At 36.4% G+C, this 19,331-nt stretch carries 20 protein-coding genes; 15 read left to right on the forward strand and 5 right to left on the reverse strand.

Translation table 11 applies throughout. The features are described from left to right. Window positions 1-613 precede the first annotated feature (613 nt). Window positions 614-1,342, forward strand: coding sequence for an ABC transporter ATP-binding protein (locus HHU12_RS17150; RefSeq protein ID WP_240971008.1), 729 nt, complete (start codon window positions 614-616; stop codon window positions 1,340-1,342). 7 nt (window positions 1,343-1,349) lie between these two features. Then, on the forward strand, window positions 1,350-2,822 hold the full coding sequence (locus tag HHU12_RS17155; protein ID WP_169657974.1) for a DUF5687 family protein: 1,473 nt from the start codon (window positions 1,350-1,352) through the stop codon (window positions 2,820-2,822). A gap of 131 nt (window positions 2,823-2,953) precedes the next feature. On the opposite strand, the gene HHU12_RS17160 is transcribed toward HHU12_RS17155, so the two are convergent. Beyond that, entirely contained in the window at window positions 2,954-3,814 is an 861-nt protein-coding gene (locus tag HHU12_RS17160) for a lysophospholipid acyltransferase family protein (protein ID WP_169657975.1), read from the reverse strand. 285 nt (window positions 3,815-4,099) lie between these two features. Continuing rightward, window positions 4,100-4,768 carry a hypothetical protein gene (locus tag HHU12_RS17165; protein ID WP_062614585.1) on the reverse strand — a complete coding sequence of 223 codons (669 nt, stop codon included), beginning with the start codon at window positions 4,766-4,768 and terminating at the stop codon, window positions 4,100-4,102. A gap of 233 nt (window positions 4,769-5,001) precedes the next feature. On the opposite strand from HHU12_RS17165, the gene rpiB reads away from it, so the two are divergent. Further along, window positions 5,002-5,430, forward strand: a complete 429-nt coding sequence (gene rpiB, locus HHU12_RS17170; RefSeq protein ID WP_044213144.1) for a ribose 5-phosphate isomerase B — start codon at window positions 5,002-5,004, stop codon at window positions 5,428-5,430. Between the two features lie 20 nt (window positions 5,431-5,450). Further along, window positions 5,451-5,927 (forward strand): DUF4293 domain-containing protein, encoded by a 477-nt coding sequence (locus HHU12_RS17175; RefSeq protein WP_169657976.1) that lies wholly within the window; start codon window positions 5,451-5,453, stop codon window positions 5,925-5,927. 80 nt (window positions 5,928-6,007) lie between these two features. Here HHU12_RS17175 and HHU12_RS17180 read toward each other — a convergent pair whose 3' ends face one another. Then, entirely contained in the window at window positions 6,008-6,514 is a 507-nt protein-coding gene (locus tag HHU12_RS17180; protein WP_062614583.1) for a hypothetical protein, read from the reverse strand. Between the two features lie 49 nt (window positions 6,515-6,563). Continuing rightward, a complete protein-coding gene (locus HHU12_RS17185; RefSeq protein WP_169657977.1) occupies window positions 6,564-7,685 on the reverse strand; it encodes a TRAP transporter substrate-binding protein in 1,122 nt (373 codons plus the stop codon). Window positions 7,686-7,993: 308 nt separating this feature from the next. On the opposite strand from HHU12_RS17185, the gene rplC reads away from it, so the two are divergent. From rplC to rpsC, 7 genes are all read left to right on the forward strand, one after another. Next, entirely contained in the window at window positions 7,994-8,614 is a 621-nt protein-coding gene (rplC, locus tag HHU12_RS17190) for a 50S ribosomal protein L3 (protein WP_169657978.1), read from the forward strand. Between the two features lie 7 nt (window positions 8,615-8,621). Next, window positions 8,622-9,239, forward strand: a complete 618-nt coding sequence (gene rplD / locus HHU12_RS17195; protein WP_169657979.1) for a 50S ribosomal protein L4 — start codon at window positions 8,622-8,624, stop codon at window positions 9,237-9,239. A gap of 12 nt (window positions 9,240-9,251) precedes the next feature. Continuing rightward, window positions 9,252-9,539, forward strand: a complete 288-nt coding sequence (gene rplW / locus HHU12_RS17200) for a 50S ribosomal protein L23 (RefSeq protein ID WP_044209122.1) — start codon at window positions 9,252-9,254, stop codon at window positions 9,537-9,539. A gap of 142 nt (window positions 9,540-9,681) precedes the next feature. Next, window positions 9,682-10,506, forward strand: coding sequence for a 50S ribosomal protein L2 (rplB, locus tag HHU12_RS17205; RefSeq protein WP_062614580.1), 825 nt, complete (start codon window positions 9,682-9,684; stop codon window positions 10,504-10,506). Window positions 10,507-10,514: 8 nt separating this feature from the next. Next, window positions 10,515-10,793, forward strand: coding sequence for a 30S ribosomal protein S19 (gene rpsS / locus HHU12_RS17210; protein ID WP_044209118.1), 279 nt, complete (start codon window positions 10,515-10,517; stop codon window positions 10,791-10,793). Next, complete coding sequence (gene rplV, locus HHU12_RS17215) at window positions 10,793-11,194, forward strand: 50S ribosomal protein L22 (protein WP_044209116.1); 402 nt, start codon at window positions 10,793-10,795, stop codon at window positions 11,192-11,194. The genes rpsS and rplV overlap by 1 nt, the downstream gene beginning before the upstream one ends. Before the next feature lie 14 nt (window positions 11,195-11,208). Continuing rightward, a complete protein-coding gene (rpsC, locus tag HHU12_RS17220; RefSeq protein ID WP_169657980.1) occupies window positions 11,209-11,994 on the forward strand; it encodes a 30S ribosomal protein S3 in 786 nt (261 codons plus the stop codon). 17 nt (window positions 11,995-12,011) lie between these two features. Here rpsC and HHU12_RS17225 read toward each other — a convergent pair whose 3' ends face one another. After that, entirely contained in the window at window positions 12,012-12,176 is a 165-nt protein-coding gene (locus tag HHU12_RS17225) for a hypothetical protein (protein WP_169657981.1), read from the reverse strand. 584 nt (window positions 12,177-12,760) lie between these two features. On the opposite strand from HHU12_RS17225, the gene HHU12_RS17230 reads away from it, so the two are divergent. The 4 genes from HHU12_RS17230 to HHU12_RS17245 all read left to right on the forward strand — a co-directional run bounded on the left by HHU12_RS17230 (window position 12,761) and on the right by HHU12_RS17245 (window position 19,286). Beyond that, window positions 12,761-14,161, forward strand: coding sequence for a sodium-dependent transporter (locus HHU12_RS17230; RefSeq protein WP_169657982.1), 1,401 nt, complete (start codon window positions 12,761-12,763; stop codon window positions 14,159-14,161). Between the two features lie 289 nt (window positions 14,162-14,450). Beyond that, the gene (locus HHU12_RS17235; RefSeq protein WP_169657983.1) at window positions 14,451-15,854 is read left to right on the forward strand and encodes a sodium-dependent transporter; all 1,404 of its coding nucleotides are present in this window, start codon (window positions 14,451-14,453) and stop codon (window positions 15,852-15,854) included. A gap of 243 nt (window positions 15,855-16,097) precedes the next feature. Continuing rightward, window positions 16,098-17,549, forward strand: a complete 1,452-nt coding sequence (locus tag HHU12_RS17240) for a carbon starvation CstA family protein (RefSeq protein WP_169657984.1) — start codon at window positions 16,098-16,100, stop codon at window positions 17,547-17,549. A 192-nt stretch (window positions 17,550-17,741) separates the two neighbouring features. Then, complete coding sequence (locus HHU12_RS17245) at window positions 17,742-19,286, forward strand: glycine--tRNA ligase (RefSeq protein WP_169657985.1); 1,545 nt, start codon at window positions 17,742-17,744, stop codon at window positions 19,284-19,286. The last annotated feature ends 45 nt before the right edge of the window (window positions 19,287-19,331 follow it).

The following is a 19,331-nucleotide window of genomic DNA, read 5'->3' on the forward strand; positions in this document are numbered from 1 at the left end:
TTAAGCCCTACCGTGCTGATGGTACTGGGTTAACCCCCGGGAGAGTAAGTCGGCGCCACATTCATTAAATATAGAAGGTTAGTTAACACAAGATGTTGACTAACCTTTTTTTGTGTCTATACATTTTTATGTATATTGTATTGCTTTTAATATTACTTTTCAGAATTTTCTGATATAGTAAATAATATAGACTAAAGAGTAATGTTGCTATAATCTATGCCTTTGACCTTTACAGAAATATAGTATTTACCTAATATTTTTAGGATTACTATACCAAGATAAGCTAACAGTTTATAGTCGCTTGCTCTGAAATTGCTCTCTGATGTAAACATAAAATTAATAGTACTTAAGCTAACTATAATACCTCTTTTGAGTAGAGTAAAGGAATCTTTCAGACTTCAAGATCATTATTTCTATACTATTTCTAAATCTATTGATAGGCTGCTAGGTCTCATTTAAGAGTTACTTCTGTAGTTGAAAAGCTATTGTTCATTTGATATGATCCTGTTATTGGCTTTCCTCTTATTCCTTTAAAGTGGCAGGTTTTGGATGAATTACTATTAGTTATTGAAACCCACATGAATATATAATACACTAGAATATATTACTTAAAATGAATTATTATAAGATGATACAAGTAGACAAACTTCAAAAAAAATACAAGGGTAAGGTTGCATTAGATATCGCAGATGTAACGATTAAAAAGCAAGAAATTATAGGGTTAGTAGGAAACAATGGTGCTGGTAAAACAACATTTTTGAGTTTGGTTTTAGATTTAATCCAACCCACTGAAGGCGGTGTATTCTTGAAAGATAAAAATGTAGCAGTTCATGAAGATTGGAAGCAATACACAGGCTCTTTTTTAGATGATACATTCTTAATTCCTTTTATGACTTCTTATGAATACCTTGAGTTTATAAGCAAACTGCATGGATGGAAAAAGGGTGATTTAGAGGAGTTCTTAGAAGAGAATAAACAATTCTATGGAGATGATTTTCTTTCAGGTAAAAAAATGATCAAGGATTTATCGAAAGGGAATAAAAATAAAACTGGAATTTTAGGGGCTATGATTGGTAGTCTAGATTTACTGATTTTGGACGAGCCATTTGCCAACCTCGATCCCACTTCTCAACAATGGCTAAGAATTAAAATTCAAAAACTAGCAGAACAAGGAGTGACTGTTATTGTTTCTAGTCATGATTTGCAACATGTAACGGGTATTAGCTCTAGAATTATAATGCTGGAAGAAGGTGTGATCATCAAAGATGTTGCAAATACGGAGAATACCTTAGTGGAATTAGAAAGTTACTTTGGTGCTAAAATTCAAGAACAAACTAACTAGTGAAATCATGAAATTAGTAGCTTTATTTAAACATTATTTTACCATAAAAATTTATAAGCTTCAGGATTCAGAGGTGGCACTCACATCAGTTTTTATGGGATTAGGAGCATTTATGATGTTGGCTTATTTTCTGATAGCGGGCTTTTTGCTGCCTAGTGTACTCAACGAACTAGATAACGGATTAACCTCAAGTGAAACATTATTATCATGGATGTGCTATTATTTTATGATAGACCTTTTCCTAAGAGCATTTCTTGAAAGTCAAGGAGGTGTGAATATTAAGCCTTACTTGACACTTCCAATATCAAAGAAAACAATACTTTATTTTTTACAGTACAAAGCGTTTTTCAGTCTCTTTAATTTTTTACCATTTCTTCTTTTCTCTTTTTCTTATATTAAAGTTATAAGTCCAGAAAATGGAGGGGTGGTGTGTTTCAATTTTTTCGTTTTATTATTCATTCATTGCCTTTTTAACAGTACGCTTTCTTTTCATATAGGAAAGACTGTTGGTAAGAAAATTACTTCTTGGGCAGTGATATTATTCAGTATAGGCGGAACAATTTTTCTAGAGTGGAAAGGGTATACAGGAATTGTGAATTACTATACGCAGTATGTTTCATTGCTTGTAAAATCTCCAATGTTGATGTTGGGCGTTTTCATACTTTACATTCTTCTTTTCTATACGTTAAGTTTAACACTGAAAAAATATTTAAGCTTAGAAGTATTAAATGATGCTTCAGAAATAGGAATTGACCTTGCTAAATTATTCAATAAAGAATCAGTTTTGGGTAATCTGATGTTGTATGAAACAAGGTTGATTTTAAGAAGTAAAAAGTTTAGGTACCTTCTTCCTTTTCAAATATTATTCGGAAACTTTTATGCAGCCACAGTATTAATGAATGGGGAAATATCTTCAACAATTCTTCGATCATTTGCCTTATTTATGGCGACTTTGGTATGCACAAGTACATATGCGGGAATGTTTTTTTCAATGGAAAGTAAATTCTATCCTTTCTTAATGACGGCAAATATTCCCATTAAACTTTATGTCAAGTCCAAGTACTATATTTTAATACTGTTGGTTTTTGTAAGTGCTTTCATTTCTTGTTGGACTCTGTTTATAAATGTAGAGTATATATTTTATATCATAACATTTATGTTATACACTATCGGTGTTGTAATTCCTATGATGATGTATGCTTCGACATACAATCGTAAAGCCTTGGATTTGGATCAATCTTCTTTCTTTGGAAAAGATACTAATATGAACATGTATCAATTTGGAGTAAGCTTCACTTTTATCATAATGCTTTTTGTGATATTAGGAGCATTTGATCTTTTTGACTTGGGTTTTGCTGGTTTAATAGTAATGTCTTTACTTTCTGTAGTGGGATTGTTTTTTATACCAAAGAACATTGATCTTGTTTCTAAAAAACTTTCAAGTGCGAAATTTGAAATGCTGGAGAGTTTTAAAAAATAGTAAGTGAATAAAATGACAAAATGTTGATAACTTAAAGAATACTCAATATTGGTGAGTGTGATTATGAAAAGTTATCAACATTTTGTTGTTGTTAGATAATAGTTGTTCAACAATTGAAGACCAAATACGGTTTATGCGGTTAATTTCCAACGTTTATGACTCCACAACCAAAGATCAGGCTGTAATTTGATATTTTGTTCTAAAACCTTAGAATACTTTTCAACAATAGAGAACGTCTTAGCATTTTTTGGAGACGAGTCCAGTAAAATAAACTCGGTTTTATAAACACCCCTTTTGATTTTTGTACATTTTGGATAAACCACAGCACAATCACTTTTCTTAGAAATTGCGTCAGCGCCCAGAAGAAAAGCTGTTTTTTGATGAAGGAACTCTGTCCAGTATTTAGCGGAATTCCAGGCCGGACATTGATCACCAATCATAAGATTAAAAGTCAATTTTTTATCCGCCTTCATTTTCATCATTGTTTTATATCCTTTTTGAGAAGGAATACATAAAACGCCCATTCTTCCTCTAATAATCTGCATCAGTTCATCAAAATATTTATTAGAAAGCGGTTGATAGAAGGCGGTGACTTGATGACCAGAAAGGTACTTAGGAAAGAAGGCTTGCCATTCCCAGTTGCCTAGGTGAGCGGCATAGAGCAAAACACTTTTATTTTGTGCATACAAGTCATCGATCAATTCAGTATTCTGTAATTGAAATCTCTTTTGGATACTCTTTTCATTTATTGTGAGAGTTTTGATGCTTTCAAACATTAAATCACAAAAATGTTTGTAAAACTTCTTTTCGATGTTTAACAGTTCCTGTTTCGATTTTTCAGGAAATGCTTTTTTAAGGTTTTCTGACACAACATCTTTCCTATATTTTATACACTTATAGATGACGATATAAGTGATGTCAGATAGAATAAATAAGAGCTGTATCGGTAAGATGGATAATAGATAAAAAGGAAAAAATTTGATTTTTTTCATGATTGATTTGATAGTAAAAAAAGTATATGGTTTTGACTTTCTTAGATAGCAATCACAATTAGGAAGCAAGTGTTATCTATAGAAAATCAAAGGCGAAAAGTTCGTCTTCAGAATTGAGACACGCAGATGACTATTTACCCCTATTTTGTGGTAAAATAAATTTCAAATAAATAGTGAAAATGAATTTCTGGAAGGAGAATCGATAATAAGCAGGTTGGTATTTTGAAATTGAAGATGATGTTGAAAAGTATTTTTGATTTAGTAATTAATATTAAAAAAAGGCTACTAACTGTTTTTCATATCATGCAGTAATTTGAAGGTATGATTGATTTCTTCTTTTTCAATGATAATAGAAAACTCATGTTTTGTAGAGATAAATTCCACCACATTGATTTTATTCCAAGCCAAAATCTTTAATATAAAGTAAAATACTCCGGGAGCATCTTTATCATAAGTAATAGGCATACGCATCGTTACTGCTGCCAAATCTGTAATTTCAGAAAGCATATCTTCACCAAAGAAAAGTTCTTTTACTTTTGGGGCGAAAGATCTACTGGTAATAATATTAGTTTCGTGCATTCCTTTTGAAGAAGCATGGAAGAGTTCGTTACTGCTGTTTTGTACCATTTCCAGCAATTCTTTCTGAGCACGGATAAGTGTAGGTGAATTTTTATAAGCGAAATCGACCAAGTCTGAACGGACTAAAATATCACCCATATGACGGATATATTCTTTGGCCTGATCTTCCAGCTCAGTGGCATTAATTTTATGGGCCATTCTTTTCAATGCCATCACAATTGCACCTTGTTGTACCTCTTTGCCGAATCTGCTTTCAACTTCTGAGTGGAACTTTCGAGCGAGCGCACTATAATTAATAATACCTTCGGCTATTCCCTCTTGAATAAAAGGTGATTCATTGATAAGCTCTGCAATTACTTCGGCAAGTGTGACCATTGTTAGAATTTTAAAATTGTAAGTGCCAAAATTAAACTTTATAAATCGACTTTTAAAACAATTGTGTTCAAAATTTAACACTTGATTATAAAAACTGAATAAAAATGATGCAATTCTTACCTCAACTGATTCACAAGGAAAATTAATTAGTTAAATTTGCACCCAAGATGACTGAAGCAATAGATTAATTGCTTGTCTTTCCATTGATTTTTAAAATAATAAATAGTCAAAAAATGAAATTGGCAATTGGTGGCGACCACGCTGGCTTTGAATATAAAGCAGAGATCATTAAGCATTTAGAAGCAAACGGACATGAAGTAAAAGACTTTGGTCCTTTCTCAACGGCTTCTTGTGATTATCCTGATTATGTACATCCATTGGCGGAAGCTGTAGAAAATGGAGAGTATGAGTTTGGTATCACTATTTGTGGAAGTGGTATTGGTGTTTCTATCGTAGCAAACAAGCACAAAGGTATCCGTGCAGGTTTGTGCTGGGAACCCGTTTTAGCTCAGTTGACTCGTCAGCATAACAATTCTAATGTAGTATCAATTCCAGCTCGTTTTATTTCTTTAGTAAGAGCTATTGAGATTGTTGATACTTTCATTTCGACTGAATTTGAGGGAGGACGTCATCAAAATAGAGTAGACAAGATTCCTGTATAAGGAAGACAAATCAAACAAACATGATTCAAAGAATACAATCAATTTTTCTTTTGTTGGTGGCGGTAGCAATGGGTGCTATTGTTTCATCACAAATTTGGGTATCTGCCACAGAATCGAAACAAGCTGTACTTACTGCCATGCAATTAACGGTGACTGAAAACGGAACTGTGGTTGAAACGGTAAATACGCTTGCAATTGCTGTAGTAGCAGGTTTGGCTGGTGTTGTTGCTTTGGCTTCAATGTTTTCATTCAAAAACAGAATGAATCAAATGAAACTGAACTTGGTGAATAGCCTTTTAATATTTACAGTAATTGGTTTGAACCTTTACTATGGATATATGCAAGGCACTGATTTGATGGGTGGTGTTCAAGGACAATATAAAATAGGTTTCTTCTTACCTGTTTTTGCCATCTTATTCAATTCTTTGGCCAACCGTTTTATCCAAAAAGACGAGAAAAAAGTAAAAGATTCAATCAGCGGACGTTTAAGAGACTAAAAGAATCTTTTTTCAATAAAGAAGGGAATGCAGTTAAAGTACTACATTCCCTTTTTCTATATCTTATTTCAGAATGAGGATTAATTCTCATTCCACATGTCAAATGAATAGACTGTGTCGTCTAATTTCAATGTTCCTTCATTAAATTCAGTAACGAATTTCACGATTGCTTCCTCTGTTATTGAAGTCACATTTAAACATACATCTAAAGGAATACCATCCTCGTCTGCATCTTCAGGTCTTTCTTCAATAAACTCAGCGACATCATACTCATCTGATTTTGCTAATTCAGCAGAAATTTCTTCTAATGCTTCGATGTGGGGTCCATCCATAACATCAAAATCAGCACCTTTGAACTTAGGATTTTCGTCAATCACTAATTGAGTAGCCTCTTCGTGTATTTTTGCAAAATACTCCATCTCAAGTGTGTATAAGAATGCATCATACACTACTTCTTTTCCGTCTTTAGAACCTAAAAACTGGAACTGCACTTGACTTTCGTCGTTGTCTTCTGGAGCAGTAAAAACAAAAGGTTTACCCGTTTTTTGGATCTGACCTTTAACTTTTGAAATTAACTTTGTGTTCATCTATGAGAATCAATGTTTTATATGTCGCAAAGGTAAAAGAAATTCTCATTTAAAGATAGGGTTGCATGGCATCTGTTGAAATTATTGACCATTGTTTAATTTTTTTCTTGAAGTCGAAGAAGCTTTGTGCCACTTTTTGAGCAAATTCATCACTTTGAATTAATTCTTCCATGGATTCATCTGCATATTTTTTTAGAGACTTCATCACATCATCAGGGAAGGGGAGAATTTCATTTTTATTTTCAGCTCTGATTTTCTCTAGGTATTCTGCATTGTACTTTTCGAACTCTGACATCATGATGCCATTGTGTTTTAGAGAAACTGATCGGATTAATTCTTGAAGATCTTCCGGCAGTTCATCATATGCTTTTTTGTTACAGACTAATTCTAATGTTGCTGATGGTTCATGCCAGCCGGGGTAGTAATAATACTTTGCTATTTTATGGAAGCCCATTAAATAATCATGATAAGGACCGATCCATTCTGTGGCGTCAATTACTCCTCTTTCTAAGTTGGTATAGATTTCTCCTCCAGGAACAGTGACAGAAGTGCCACCCGCTTTAGTAAATACTTTTCCTCCTAAACCAGGAATTCTCATTTTTATACCTTCCAAGTCTTCAGCAGTTTTTAATTTCTTATTGAACCAACCGCCCATTTGTGTGCCTGTGTTGCCACAAGGGAAAGGTTCCAATCCTATACTATTATAGAGTTCCTTCCAAAGTTCGTTTCCACCACCATATAATAACCACGCATTATGCTCTCTTGTGCTCATTCCAAACGGAACGGCAGTAAAAAAGATAGAAGCAGGAATTTTACCAGCCCAATAATACGCGGCGCCATGCATCATTTGTGCACCACCGAGCTGTACAGCATCAAAAGATTCCAGGGCAGGTACCAACTCACCTCCGCCGTATACCTTTATATTAAGTCTTCCGTTGGAAAGGTCTCTTAATTCATCCGCAAGATTGACCACACTTTCACCAAGAATAGGAAAGTTAGGAGGCCATACGGTTACACATCTCCAATTATAGACCTTATCGGACTTTTTTTCTTTAATTTTTTGATCCTTAGAAGAAGTCGCACAAGAAGAAATAAGGGAAGTAGAAAGTGCCGCTCCACTGAGTGCGGTCATATTTTTAATGAAATCTCGTCTGTTGTTGTTTTTTGCCATAGTAAATCGTCCAAAAAAGTATCAATCTAGCCTTTAAAAGGAAAAAATATACGGTAAGTTAATGCATCTGTTAATAAAAGCTTCCTATCTCACTGTTTTTTAGCGATATATGAATAAAAATTTGTGTTGTTATAAATTCTTCTTACCTTTGCAAGCCGTTTGGAAGCTGTACTATGTCATAACAGCTCTAATTTGATGCACTAAACGAAGGACCAGACGGGGAGTTCAAACAGTGTTTCGGATTAAATGAGTTGGATGTTTATGAGCTGACAATCAGGTTATTTATTAATTTAATTAAGTAAAATACAATGCCAGGACTTATTGCAAAAAAAGTCGGTATGACTAGTATTTTTGATGAAAACGGCAAGAACATCGCTTGTACGTTGATTCAAACTGGTCCTAACGTTGTGACTCAGGTTAAGACGGTAGAAACTGATGGCTATACAGCTATTCAGGTAGGCTTCGACGAGAAAAAGGAGAAGCGCACGTCCGCTGCTATGAAAGGTCACTTCTCAAAAGCGAGTACATCGCCAAAACGTAAAGTGATTGAATTCCGTAACCCAGTTATGGAACGTCAATTAGGAGACGAGCTAAAAATGGATGAAATCTTCTCAGAAGGTGAATTCGTTGACGTAGTAGGAACTTCAAAAGGTAAAGGTTTCCAAGGTGTAGTTAAAAGACATAACTTCGGTGGTGTTGGACAAGCTACTCACGGTCAGCATAACCGTTTGAGAGCTCCAGGTGCTATTGGTGCTTGTGCCACTCCATCACGTGTATTCAAAGGTCTTCGTATGGCTGGACGTACTGGTGGTAAGCGCGTTAAAGTGATGAACTTACGTGTTATGAAAATGTACCCAGAAGATGGTTTAATCCTTCTTTCAGGTGCAATTCCAGGTGCTAAAAATTCTTACGTAATCCTTGAAAAGTAATCAGTAGATGGAAATCGCAGTATTGAACTCAAAAGGCGTTGAGACAGGTAAAGTAACTTTACCAGCAGCAGTATTTGGTATCGAGCCAAATGATCATGCTATCTATCTTGACGTAAAAGCGTATTTGGCGGCACAACGTCAAGGTACGCATAAAGCAAAAGAGCGTGCGGAGATCGTAGGATCTACTCGTAAGCTTAAAAAACAAAAAGGTACTGGTACAGCTCGTTCGGGTTCTATCAAGTCACCTGTTTTCAGAGGTGGTGGACGTATCTTCGGACCACGCCCAAGAGACTACCGTCAATCTCTTAACAAGAAAGTTAAGCAATTGGCACGTCGTTCAGCGTTATCTTACAAAGCTAAAGAAGCTAATGTAACTGTTTTAGAAGCATTATCATTTGATGCTCCTCAAACTAAAGCTTACAAAGAAGTTTTAGCTAACTTGAAATTCTCTGACGTAAAAACTCTTTACGTTGTAGCGTCTCAAAACGATAACGTTTACAAGTCTTCAAGAAACTTGCCTAAAGCAAATGTAGTAGTTGTTGATTCATTAAACACTTACGACATCTTGCACGCAGACCAGTTAATTCTTGCTGACGACGCAGTTGAAAAATTATCAAACCTCTAAGCCCCTATTAAGATGCAAGTATTGGTAAAACCTATCTTGACAGAAAAGGCAGCTTTAGCTCACGAGAACGGTGTTTACACTTTCAAAGTAGCAAAAGGTGCTAATAAGGTTCAGATCAAACAAGCTGTTGAGGCGAAGTATGGTGTTAACGTAGAAGCAGTTCGTACTGCAATTCTACCAGGTAAATCTAAAACTCGTTACACAAAAGCAGCTGTAATTAGCGGTCATACTTCATCGTACAAAAAAGCGATGGTACAAGTAGCTGAGGGTGAGATTATCGACATCTACGAAGGTCTTTAAGATCTGAATAAAAAAAATTAAAAATATTGTTCGGGGCTCATTCGGGCTCCGGATATTTATTAAGTTTAACCAAATTTGTTGTCTATAGTATCTAGGAAAACCTATCTAGAGACTGTAAAAGCAAATTACGAAAGTTTGTAAAATGGCTGTTAAAAAGTTAAAGCCCATCACTCCGGGACAGCGATTCAGAGTCGCTCCTACTTTCGAGGAAATCACGAAAAGTACACCAGAAAAGTCACTGACAGTTGGTAAGCACCGTACAGGTGGTCGTAACAACTCAGGTAAAATGACTGTTCGTAACGTTGGTGGTGGTCACAAGCGTAGATTACGTTCGATCGACTTCAAACGTAACAAGCACGGTGTTCCAGGTATCGTGAAATCTATCGAGTACGATCCAAACCGTACTGCTCGTATTGCCTTAATCTACTATGTAGATGGTGCTAAAACGTATATCGTAGCTCCAGAAGGATTACAAGTTGGACAGACTATCTTGTCTGGTTCAGGTGTAGCTCCTGATTTAGGTAATGCACTTCCATTGTCTGAGATTCCTGTAGGTTCAATCATCCACAACGTGGAGTTGAAGCCAGGTAAAGGTGCTGCAATGGTACGTTCTGCTGGTGCTTACGCACAATTATTAGGACGTACTGGTAGATATGCTACACTTAAATTACCTTCAGGCGAGACTAGATTAGTACTTATTGAGTGCTATGCTACAATCGGAACTGTTTCTAACGGCGATCACATGAACGTTCGTTTAGGTAAAGCAGGTAGAAAGCGTTGGTTAGGTCGTAGACCACGTGTTAGAGGTGTTGCAATGAACCCAGTTGATCACCCTATGGGTGGTGGTGAAGGTAAATCTTCAGGAGGACACCCTCGCTCACGTACTGGTGTTTACGCTAAAGGTCAAAAGACACGTAACGCTAAGAAGTATTCTAGCAAGCTGATCGTTTCAAGAAGGAAAAAGTAATTTAAGTCATGGCAAGATCGCTAAAGAAAGGACCTTATATTGATTTTCGTTTAGTAAAGAAAATCGAGGCGACTAATGAGTCTGGTAAAAAAGCAGTAATCAAAACTTGGTCGCGTAGATCAATGATTTCTCCAGATTTCATCGGTCATACATTTGCTGTACACAATGGTAACAAATTCATCCCTGTTTATGTAACTGAAAACATGGTAGGTCATAAATTAGGTGAATTCGCTCCAACACGTACTTACAAGGGTCATATCAATAAAAAAGATAAAGGCAGAAAATAATGGAAGCAGTAGCAAAACTTAATAATTGCCCTATCGCTCCACGCAAGATGATGCTTGTAGCGGACGCAGTAAGAGGTGTGCAAGTTATTGATGCACTGAATACACTCCGTTATGCGCAAAAAGCTGGTGCTCCTCTAGTAGAAAAGTTAATTCTTTCTGCAGTGGCAAACTGGGAAAACAAAAACCCTGACGAGTCTGTTGAAGATGCAGATTTATATGTGAAATCAATCTTTGTAACTGGTGGACGCCAATTAAAGCGTTTCCGTCCAGCTCCACAAGGACGTGCTCACAGAATCCGTAAGCGTTCTAACCACGTAACAGTGGTAGTAGACGCTCGTAGCACAAGCCTTATCGACGTAGTCGCTGAGGATACAACAGAATCAAACGAGTCAGATAACTAAAATAAGTTTTTCCCATGGGACAAAAGATAAATCCAATTGGTCTTCGTTTAGGCTATATCAGAGGATGGGAATCTAGCTGGTATGGTGGAAAAGATTTCTCTGACAAATTAGTAGAGGATAACAAGATCAGAAAATATATCGCAGTTCGTTTACCGAACCCTCGTGCGGGTATCTCACGTGTAGTTATCGAGCGTACTATCAAGCGCGTTACGTTAACTATTCACACGGCTCGTCCAGGTGTAGTAATCGGTAAAGCAGGTGCTGAGGTAGACAAAATCAAAGAAGAGTTGAAGCGTTTAACTGGTAAAGATGTTCAAATCAACATCTCTGAAGTTAAGCGTCCTGAGACTGATGCAAAATTAATCGGTGAGTCAATCGCTCAACAATTGAAAAGCCGTGTATCTTACCGTCGTGCGATGAAGCAAGCAATTGCTAACGCTGTTCGTCACGGTGCGCAAGGTATCAAAGTAAAGCTTTCTGGTCGTTTGGGTGGTGCTGAAATGGCTCGTACTGAACTTTATAAAGAAGGTCGTATTCCATTGCATACATTGCGTGCGGATATCGATTACGCTTTATCTGAAGCTCTTACAGTATATGGTATCATTGGTATCAAAGTTTGGGTATTCAAAGGTGAAGTTTTAGGTAAGAGAGATCTTTCTCCTTCTGCTGAAACTGGACGTCGTGACAACCGTAGAGGTGGTAACGATAGAAAGCGTGGCGGAAACGATCGTCGTAGAGGCGGACGTGGTGGTAGAAAAGGTGGTGGAAACAAAGGTGGCGGAAACGCTCCAAAAGCATAACACCTAGATAACCTTATCTAAGCCGACAGGTGGACCCAAGTAATCCAATCAGGATTGCTTGGGTCTTTATTTTTATAGGGATTTCGGTTTTCTGTAGAAGCGTAGCCTGCTACGCTTATCTTGAAGTAAAAGTACTGTAAGTTATCGTCACCTTTCAACAAGCTTTTATGTTCTACTTTCAAACTTCCTTCTTCTTCATTTTTGTCTTAACACAAAAACGAAGCAAAAAAGTCAAGGCTTAGAAGTCAAAAGCTAAATTTCATTCCTCTCGCCTAAATGATTTCAAACTCGCTAAAGCTCAAACAAGAAAATCTTTCTTAACGGCTCAATCCATGAAATTCTTAACGCTTTTCCCTTAAAGGCTGGGAGAATACTACCATAACTAATGGAGTAGACAGTCACCTTTCAGGCCTTCACGTAGCAAGGCTACGTGGCTACTGAAGAACTTAATTCTGATTTTTTTGTGCCGTATTAAGGTAATTCAATCTGAAAATCATATCTTTCCAACTTCAATTAATACACTCTCAAACAATTATTACATCTTAAAGAATAGTACACCACTGTCTGAAATTTAATTCTAAATAATAGCTCTTTTTTAAAATATTATTTTGACTTTTTTGAAATTATTTATTCATCATCAGATAAGTATTAAATAAATCCATATAAAAATGAATAATTAGGACATAACAATGTATCCTTGCAAGAAAGTTATAGACTAAACAATTTCATTGATTTACACTATTCGTATTCTATTATTTAAACGATTATGGCTAATATCCAAGAAAGCAGTAGAGGAGGCTTTTCAAACAAACTAGGTTTCGTTTTAGCGGCAGCAGGTTCAGCAGTTGGGCTTGGAAATATATGGAAATTCCCTTTTGAAGTAAGTGATGGAGGTGGAGGTGCCTTTGTGGTGATGTACCTTGCATTTTGTTTTATGCTGTGCTTTCCTGTGATGATGGCAGAGATTGCATTGGGACGTAAGACGAATAAAAACGCAGTAGGTGCATTTGCTGAAAACGGGCATAAGAAATGGGCTCCAATAGGAATCTTAGCTGTATTAAGTGGATCCTTGATTTTGTCTTTTTATAATGTTGTTGCAGGATGGGCATTGGGCTATGCTTGGGAAATGTTCTCAGGTAACTTTTCTGTAGGGCAACATTTTGGTGAATTTGTTGGAAATTGGCATATCAATATGGCGACCTCTACAGCCTTTATGTTTGTCACAATTTTTATTGTTGCCAAAGGTGTATCAGGTGGTATTGAAAAAGCATCAAAAATATTAATGCCTTCTTTATTGTTCTTAATCTTAGCTTTAATGACGTATTCATTGACGCAAGAAGGCGCTATGGAAGGAGTGAAGTTTTATCTGATTCCAGATTTTAGTGAAATCACTTTTGAAACGGCATACGGAGCAATGGGGCAAGCCTTTTTCTCATTGTCATTAGGTATGGGTGCGTTGATCACTTATGGTAGTTACGTTGGAAAAAAAGATAATATGGTGTCGGCTACATCTATGATTTTATTAGCGGATGTGGGTATTGCCTTTATTGCAGGTCTGATGATGTTTTCATTTATTTTCTCTCAAGGTCTTCAAGGACAAGGTGGAGGTGCCGGCTTGATTTTTACAGTATTGCCAGGAGCTTTTGAGTCGATCGGGCCAGTATTGGGTAGAATTATTGGAGGTTTCTTCTTTGTATTATTATCATTTGCAGCTTTAACTTCTACGGTATCACTTTTAGAAGTACCTGTATCTTATGTGGTGGATGAGTTTGAAGTAAGAAGAAATAGAGCGGTATGGATTGTAGGGTTTGTGATTTTCTTATTTGGTATTCCATCCATGCTTGGTAATGGAACGGTTGATTTCTTTACGAACTTTGTACACTATCATGGTGCAGAGAAAGCAGTAAACTTTATGGACTTTATTGAAGATTTAGCTTCAGATACGTTCTTGCCTTTAGGAGGTTTCTTAGTGGCAGTGTATACGGCTTATGTTTGGAGAGGAGATAAATTTAAAGAGGAAGTTGAGAAAGGTAATCCTGAGTTTGGAAACTCTCTAATGGGGAAATATACCATTTTTGCATTGAAGTTTTTAGCACCATTAATTTTAGGTTCAATTACGATTGTAACCATTTTATCGAAGTTTTTTGGAATACACCTTATTGGTTAATTTTATTATTATATAGATTAGAAAGGAGGAATAGGTCAGAGCGATGTATTCCTCTTTTTTTATTCAGTTAAGAAGATTATTTCGTAAAAATACACTGTCGCAAACTTTTAAGGATATTCAACATAACAAGTGATAATATTTTAATTGTGATACACTAATTTATTGGCCCATAAACATATAAGTGCATATATTGCGGTTTGATTTACTACGTCTTCAACACTATTTGTACGTGGATACTACAATGAACTCATTGTAAACTAAAATTATCAGACTCAACTTTTAAAATTATATGGCGGGGATAAAAGACAGTAGCCGAGGAGGATTTTCTAATAAGATTGGATTTGTACTAGCCGCAGCGGGGTCAGCTGTAGGACTAGGTAATATATGGAAATTTCCATTTGAAGTAAGCGATGGAGGCGGAGGAGCTTTCGTTGTAATGTATTTAGCGTTTTGCTTTATGCTTTGCTTTCCAGTAATGATGGCAGAGGTGGCAATCGGACGAAAAACCAATAAAAATGCAGTAGGAGCCTTTACTGAAAATGGTCATAGAGCATGGTCAGCATTGGGTAAATTAGGTGTACTTACCGGGATATTAATCCTTTCATTTTATAACGTAGTAGCCGGTTGGGCATTAGGTTTTGCCATCGAGATGTTTGCCGGAAACTTTGAGCTAGGCCAAAACTTTGGAGCCTTTATTGGAAATTGGCAATTGAACTTAGTGTTCTCTTCTATTTTTATGGTGGTAACAATTTATATTGTAGCCAAAGGTGTATCAGGTGGTATTGAAAAAGCATCGAAGATTTTAATGCCTTCTTTATTGATCCTTATCTTATCATTAATGGCGTATTCATTGACGCAAGAAGGAGCAGTAGACGGTGTGGTTTATTATCTCGTACCGGACTTTAATGCCATTACTTTCGAAACAGCTTATGGTGCAATGGGACAAGCCTTTTTCTCATTATCATTGGGTATGGGTGCCTTGATTACTTACGGTAGTTATGTTGGTAAGAAGGACAATATTGTAACTTCTACGACTATGATTTTATTGACAGACGTAGGTATTGCTTTTATTGCTGGCTTGATGATGTTTGCTTTTGTATTCTCTCAAGGGTTGCAAGGACAAGGTGGAGGAGCCGGTCTTATCTTTACGGTATTGCCAGGTGCGTTTGAATCTATTGGTCCAGTACTGGGTAGAGTGATTGGAGGTTTCTTCTTTGTATTATTATCCTTTGCCGCTTTAACTTCAACCGTTTCATTATTAGAAGTGCCAGTTGCTTATGTAGTGGATGAATACGAAGTAAGAAGAGAAAGAACAGTTTGGATTGTGGGTGTAGGTATTTTCCTATTAGGAATTCCATCTATGCTAGGCAATGGTACAGTACCTTTCTTTACAGAGTTTGTGCAATACTCAAGCTCAGAAAACCCTGTATCTTTTATGGACTTCATTGAAGATATGGCATCAGATACCTTCTTACCATTAGGTGGATTCTTGATTTCCGTTTATACTGCTTGGGTATGGAGAGGAGATAACTTCAAGAAAGAAGTAGAGATTGGTAATCCAGGATTTGGTGATTCATTAATTGGAAAGTATACCATTTTCGCATTAAAATATTTAGCACCATTTATTTTAGGTTCCATTACAGTAATTACGGTTTTATCTAAATTCTTTGGAATCCATATTTTGGGTGCGTAAGTCTTAGTACTTAAGTCAAAAGAATTGATTTGTAGATATAAAAACTTTGAAGTGATCTTATCATGGTCATTTCAAAGTTTTTCTTTTTTGTAGCAATAGTGAATGAACCTCTCTTACCTGTTGATGTATCTATTAGTACATTAACCTCTCAATTCGAGTACTTATTTAAAATAAAAAGTGCAAATGTGCCTTCTAGAGAATAAATTGCATATCAACTTTTTAATCTTCTAAAAACTATATGAAATGATTTCCTTCCTACTAAGTGTTATTACTTTAATCGTAGCCTATTTTGTTTACGGAAAATATGTCGAAAAACAATTTGGAGCTGATCCTTCATTAGAAACACCCGCTATTACAAAGCAAGATGGAGTGGACTATGTGCCCATGAAGTTGGGTAAGATCTTTTTGATTCAGTTCTTGAATATTGCGGGCTTGGGGCCAATTTTTGGAGCAATCGCGGGAGCACTTTGGGGACCGGTAGCTTTCTTGTGGATTGTCTTCGGATGTATTTTTGCAGGAGCAGTGCACGATTATTTTTCAGGAATGTTGGCAATCCGTCATGGTGGAGCAAGTATTCCAGAAATTGTGGGAAAATACTTAGGGAATGGAGTGAAGCAGTTTATGAGAGTTTTCTCTGTGATTTTATTGCTTTTAGTAGGTGTTGTTTTTGTGAAAGGGCCAGCCACTATTTTAAATGGGTTGACAGGAGTAGATGTGACTATTTTGATTACAGTAATCTTCTTGTACTATTTGTTGGCGACGATGATTCCTATTGATAAATTGATTGGTAAGATCTATCCATTATTTGGACTGTCACTATTAGTAATGGCAGTAGGATTGTTTGGTGCATTAATGATAGAAGATTATACAATTCCAGAATTGTCAGTGGCCAACTTACAGAATATGCAGGCAGATCCTGATACATACCCCATCTTTCCATTGTTATTTATCACAATTGCCTGCGGAGCAATTTCAGGCTTTCATTCCACGCAATCACCATTGATGGCCCGTTGTATTTCTAATGAAAAGGATGGTAAAGTAATCTTTTTCGGAACAATGATTACAGAAGGAATTGTGGCGTTGATTTGGGCTGCAGTAGCAATGGCATTTTTTGGAGGAGTAAGAGAACTAGGGGATACAATGGCTATTGAAGGACATAATGCCGCTTGGGTAGTGAATACAATTTCATCTACAATGCTGGGTAAAGTAGGTGGATTTATGGCGGTGTTGGGTGTAGTAGCCGCGCCGATTACTTCTGGTGATACAGCCTTCCGAAGCGTTCGTTTGACGATTGCAGATTCATTTAAATTCAATCAAGATAAATTAGTAAAACGATTGATGGTCACTATCCCAATTTTTATTGCTGGGGTAGCTTTAACGCAGATCAATTTTGGTGTGATTTGGAGGTATTTCGGGTGGTCCAATCAAGTGTTGGCTACGATTGTTTTGTGGACAATTGTAAAGTATTTGATGGATCAAAAGAAGATCTATTGGTATGTCATCGCACCTGCATTCTTTATGACATCAGTGGTCGTCACTTATATATTGGTAGCCCCTGAAGGTTTTGGTTTAGATTATACTTTTTCTGTGGCGGTTGGAGTAATTACAGGATTAATGGTAACAGCTGGATTCGTTTATTTCGATTACCAGAGTAAGAAGAAAAATAAAGAGCAAAAAGTGAGTACAATGGCTTAGTTGTGAATGACTTTTAACGCTTGAAATAGGCTCAAAAAGAAAGGGTTTGCATATTTATTTGTTCATGAGCAATAAATTCAAACTCTTTTTTTATGGATTTCAGAAAAATTAGGATGATATATTGAAGAATGAATGGTTTAATGGTTCTGATTTGCTAATTTTGGGGCTGAATTTTTGAACAGATCATTGAAAATGGCAAAGCAAGACAAAGAAAATATGTTCCAAAAAGTTGTCTCTCACGCAAAAGAGTACGGCTTTGTATTTCCTTCATCGGAAATTTATGGTGGACTTCAAGCAGTATATGATTACGGATCGAATGGTGTTGAGTTAAGAAACAACATTAAGAAGTATTGGTGGGCATCTATGGTACAAATGCACGAGAACATCGTGGGTATTGATGCTTCTATTTTCATGGACCCTAAAGTCTGGAAAGCTTCTGGCCACGTTGATGCGTTCAATGATCCATTGGTTGATAACAAAGACTCTAAAAAGAGATATAGAGCTGACGTTCTGATTGAAGATTTAATGGCCAAGTATGGTGCTAAAATCGAAAAAGAAGTAACAAAAGCTCAAAAGAAATTTGGTGACGCTTTTGACAAGGAGCAATTCTTGGCAACGAATCCAAACGTTCTTAGAAACCAGAAGAAAATCGACGAAATCGAAGCGAAGTTCAAAACTGCTTTAGAGGACGAAGATATGGAAGGATTAAAAGCGATCATTGAAGAAAACAATATCGTTTGTCCTATCTCTGGTACTTGTAACTGGACGGATGTTCGTCAGTTTAACCTTATGTTCGCTACTGAACTTGGTGCTGTAGCTGGTGACTCTAACAAAATCTACCTTCGTCCTGAAACGGCTCAAGGTATTTTTGTGAACTTCTTGAATGTAATGAATACTTCAAGACAACGTCCTCCATTCGGTATTGCTCAGATTGGTAAAGCATTCCGTAATGAGATCGTTGCACGTCAGTTTATCTTCAGAATGCGTGAATTTGAGCAAATGGAGATGCAATTCTTTATTCAGCCAGGTACAGAAATGAAATGGTATGAATACTGGAAAGAGCAACGTATGAAATTCCATACAGTTGTAGGTAATCCTGACAATTACGTATTCCATGATCACTTAAAAACAGCACACTACGCTAATGCGGCTGTTGATATTGAATTCAAATTCCCATTCGGTCAAAAAGAATTGGAAGGAATTCACTCTCGTACTGATTTTGACTTGAATGCTCACCAAGAGTTATCGAGCAAAAAATTACAGTACTTCGATCATGAGTTAGGGAAAAACGTTGTTCCTTACGTAGTGGAAACTTCAGTTGGTTTAGACCGTATGTTCTTGTCTATCTTGACAGGTGCTTACACTGAAGAAGAGGTAGAAGGTAAAGCAAGAACATTCTTGAAACTTCACCCTGCTTTAGCGCCAATCAAAGCGGCTGTATTCCCATTGACGAAGAAAGACGGTTTACCAGAGAAAGCAAGAGAAGCAATGAACGAAATCAAATTCGATCATAATGTTTCTTACGAAGAGAAAGACGCGATTGGTAAGCGATACACTCGTCAAGACTTGATTGGTACTCCTTACTGTATCACTGTAGATCACCAAACATTGGAGGACAACACAGTAACAGTTCGTGAAAGAGACACAATGGATCAGTTCCGTCTTCCAATTAGCGAATTAAAGCAATTCTTAGACGAGAAGTGTTCGTTAACAAGTTTATTGAAGCAATTGCTTTAATAGATAAATATTAATACATTGAAGCTCAAGTTTAATTTTAGACTT

This window comes from Flammeovirga aprica JL-4 (assembly GCF_012844305.1).
Taxonomy (GTDB): Bacteria; Bacteroidota; Bacteroidia; order Cytophagales; family Flammeovirgaceae; genus Flammeovirga; species Flammeovirga aprica.

Bases quoted from the DNA above. Each gene is read 5' to 3' on its own strand.
- HHU12_RS17150 (WP_240971008.1), top strand. From the start codon at position 614: ATGAATTATTATAAGATGATACAAGTAGACAAACTTCAAAAAAAATAC.
- HHU12_RS17180 (WP_062614583.1), bottom strand. From the start codon at position 6,514: ATGAACACAAAGTTAATTTCAAAAGTTAAAGGTCAGATCCAAAAAACG.
- rplV (WP_044209116.1), top strand. From the start codon at position 10,793: ATGGAAGCAGTAGCAAAACTTAATAATTGCCCTATCGCTCCACGCAAG.
- rpiB (WP_044213144.1), top strand. From the start codon at position 5,002: ATGAAATTGGCAATTGGTGGCGACCACGCTGGCTTTGAATATAAAGCA.
- rplD (WP_169657979.1), top strand. From the start codon at position 8,622: ATGGAAATCGCAGTATTGAACTCAAAAGGCGTTGAGACAGGTAAAGTA.
- HHU12_RS17230 (WP_169657982.1), top strand. From the start codon at position 12,761: ATGGCTAATATCCAAGAAAGCAGTAGAGGAGGCTTTTCAAACAAACTA.
- rplB (WP_062614580.1), top strand. From the start codon at position 9,682: ATGGCTGTTAAAAAGTTAAAGCCCATCACTCCGGGACAGCGATTCAGA.
- HHU12_RS17245 (WP_169657985.1), top strand. From the start codon at position 17,742: ATGGCAAAGCAAGACAAAGAAAATATGTTCCAAAAAGTTGTCTCTCAC.
- HHU12_RS17155 (WP_169657974.1), top strand. From the start codon at position 1,350: ATGAAATTAGTAGCTTTATTTAAACATTATTTTACCATAAAAATTTAT.
- rpsS (WP_044209118.1), top strand. From the start codon at position 10,515: ATGGCAAGATCGCTAAAGAAAGGACCTTATATTGATTTTCGTTTAGTA.
- HHU12_RS17235 (WP_169657983.1), top strand. From the start codon at position 14,451: ATGGCGGGGATAAAAGACAGTAGCCGAGGAGGATTTTCTAATAAGATT.
- rpsC (WP_169657980.1), top strand. From the start codon at position 11,209: ATGGGACAAAAGATAAATCCAATTGGTCTTCGTTTAGGCTATATCAGA.
- rplW (WP_044209122.1), top strand. From the start codon at position 9,252: ATGCAAGTATTGGTAAAACCTATCTTGACAGAAAAGGCAGCTTTAGCT.
- rplC (WP_169657978.1), top strand. From the start codon at position 7,994: ATGCCAGGACTTATTGCAAAAAAAGTCGGTATGACTAGTATTTTTGAT.
- HHU12_RS17160 (WP_169657975.1), bottom strand. From the start codon at position 3,814: ATGAAAAAAATCAAATTTTTTCCTTTTTATCTATTATCCATCTTACCG.
- HHU12_RS17185 (WP_169657977.1), bottom strand. From the start codon at position 7,685: ATGGCAAAAAACAACAACAGACGAGATTTCATTAAAAATATGACCGCA.
- HHU12_RS17165 (WP_062614585.1), bottom strand. From the start codon at position 4,768: ATGGTCACACTTGCCGAAGTAATTGCAGAGCTTATCAATGAATCACCT.
- HHU12_RS17240 (WP_169657984.1), top strand. From the start codon at position 16,098: ATGATTTCCTTCCTACTAAGTGTTATTACTTTAATCGTAGCCTATTTT.
- HHU12_RS17175 (WP_169657976.1), top strand. From the start codon at position 5,451: ATGATTCAAAGAATACAATCAATTTTTCTTTTGTTGGTGGCGGTAGCA.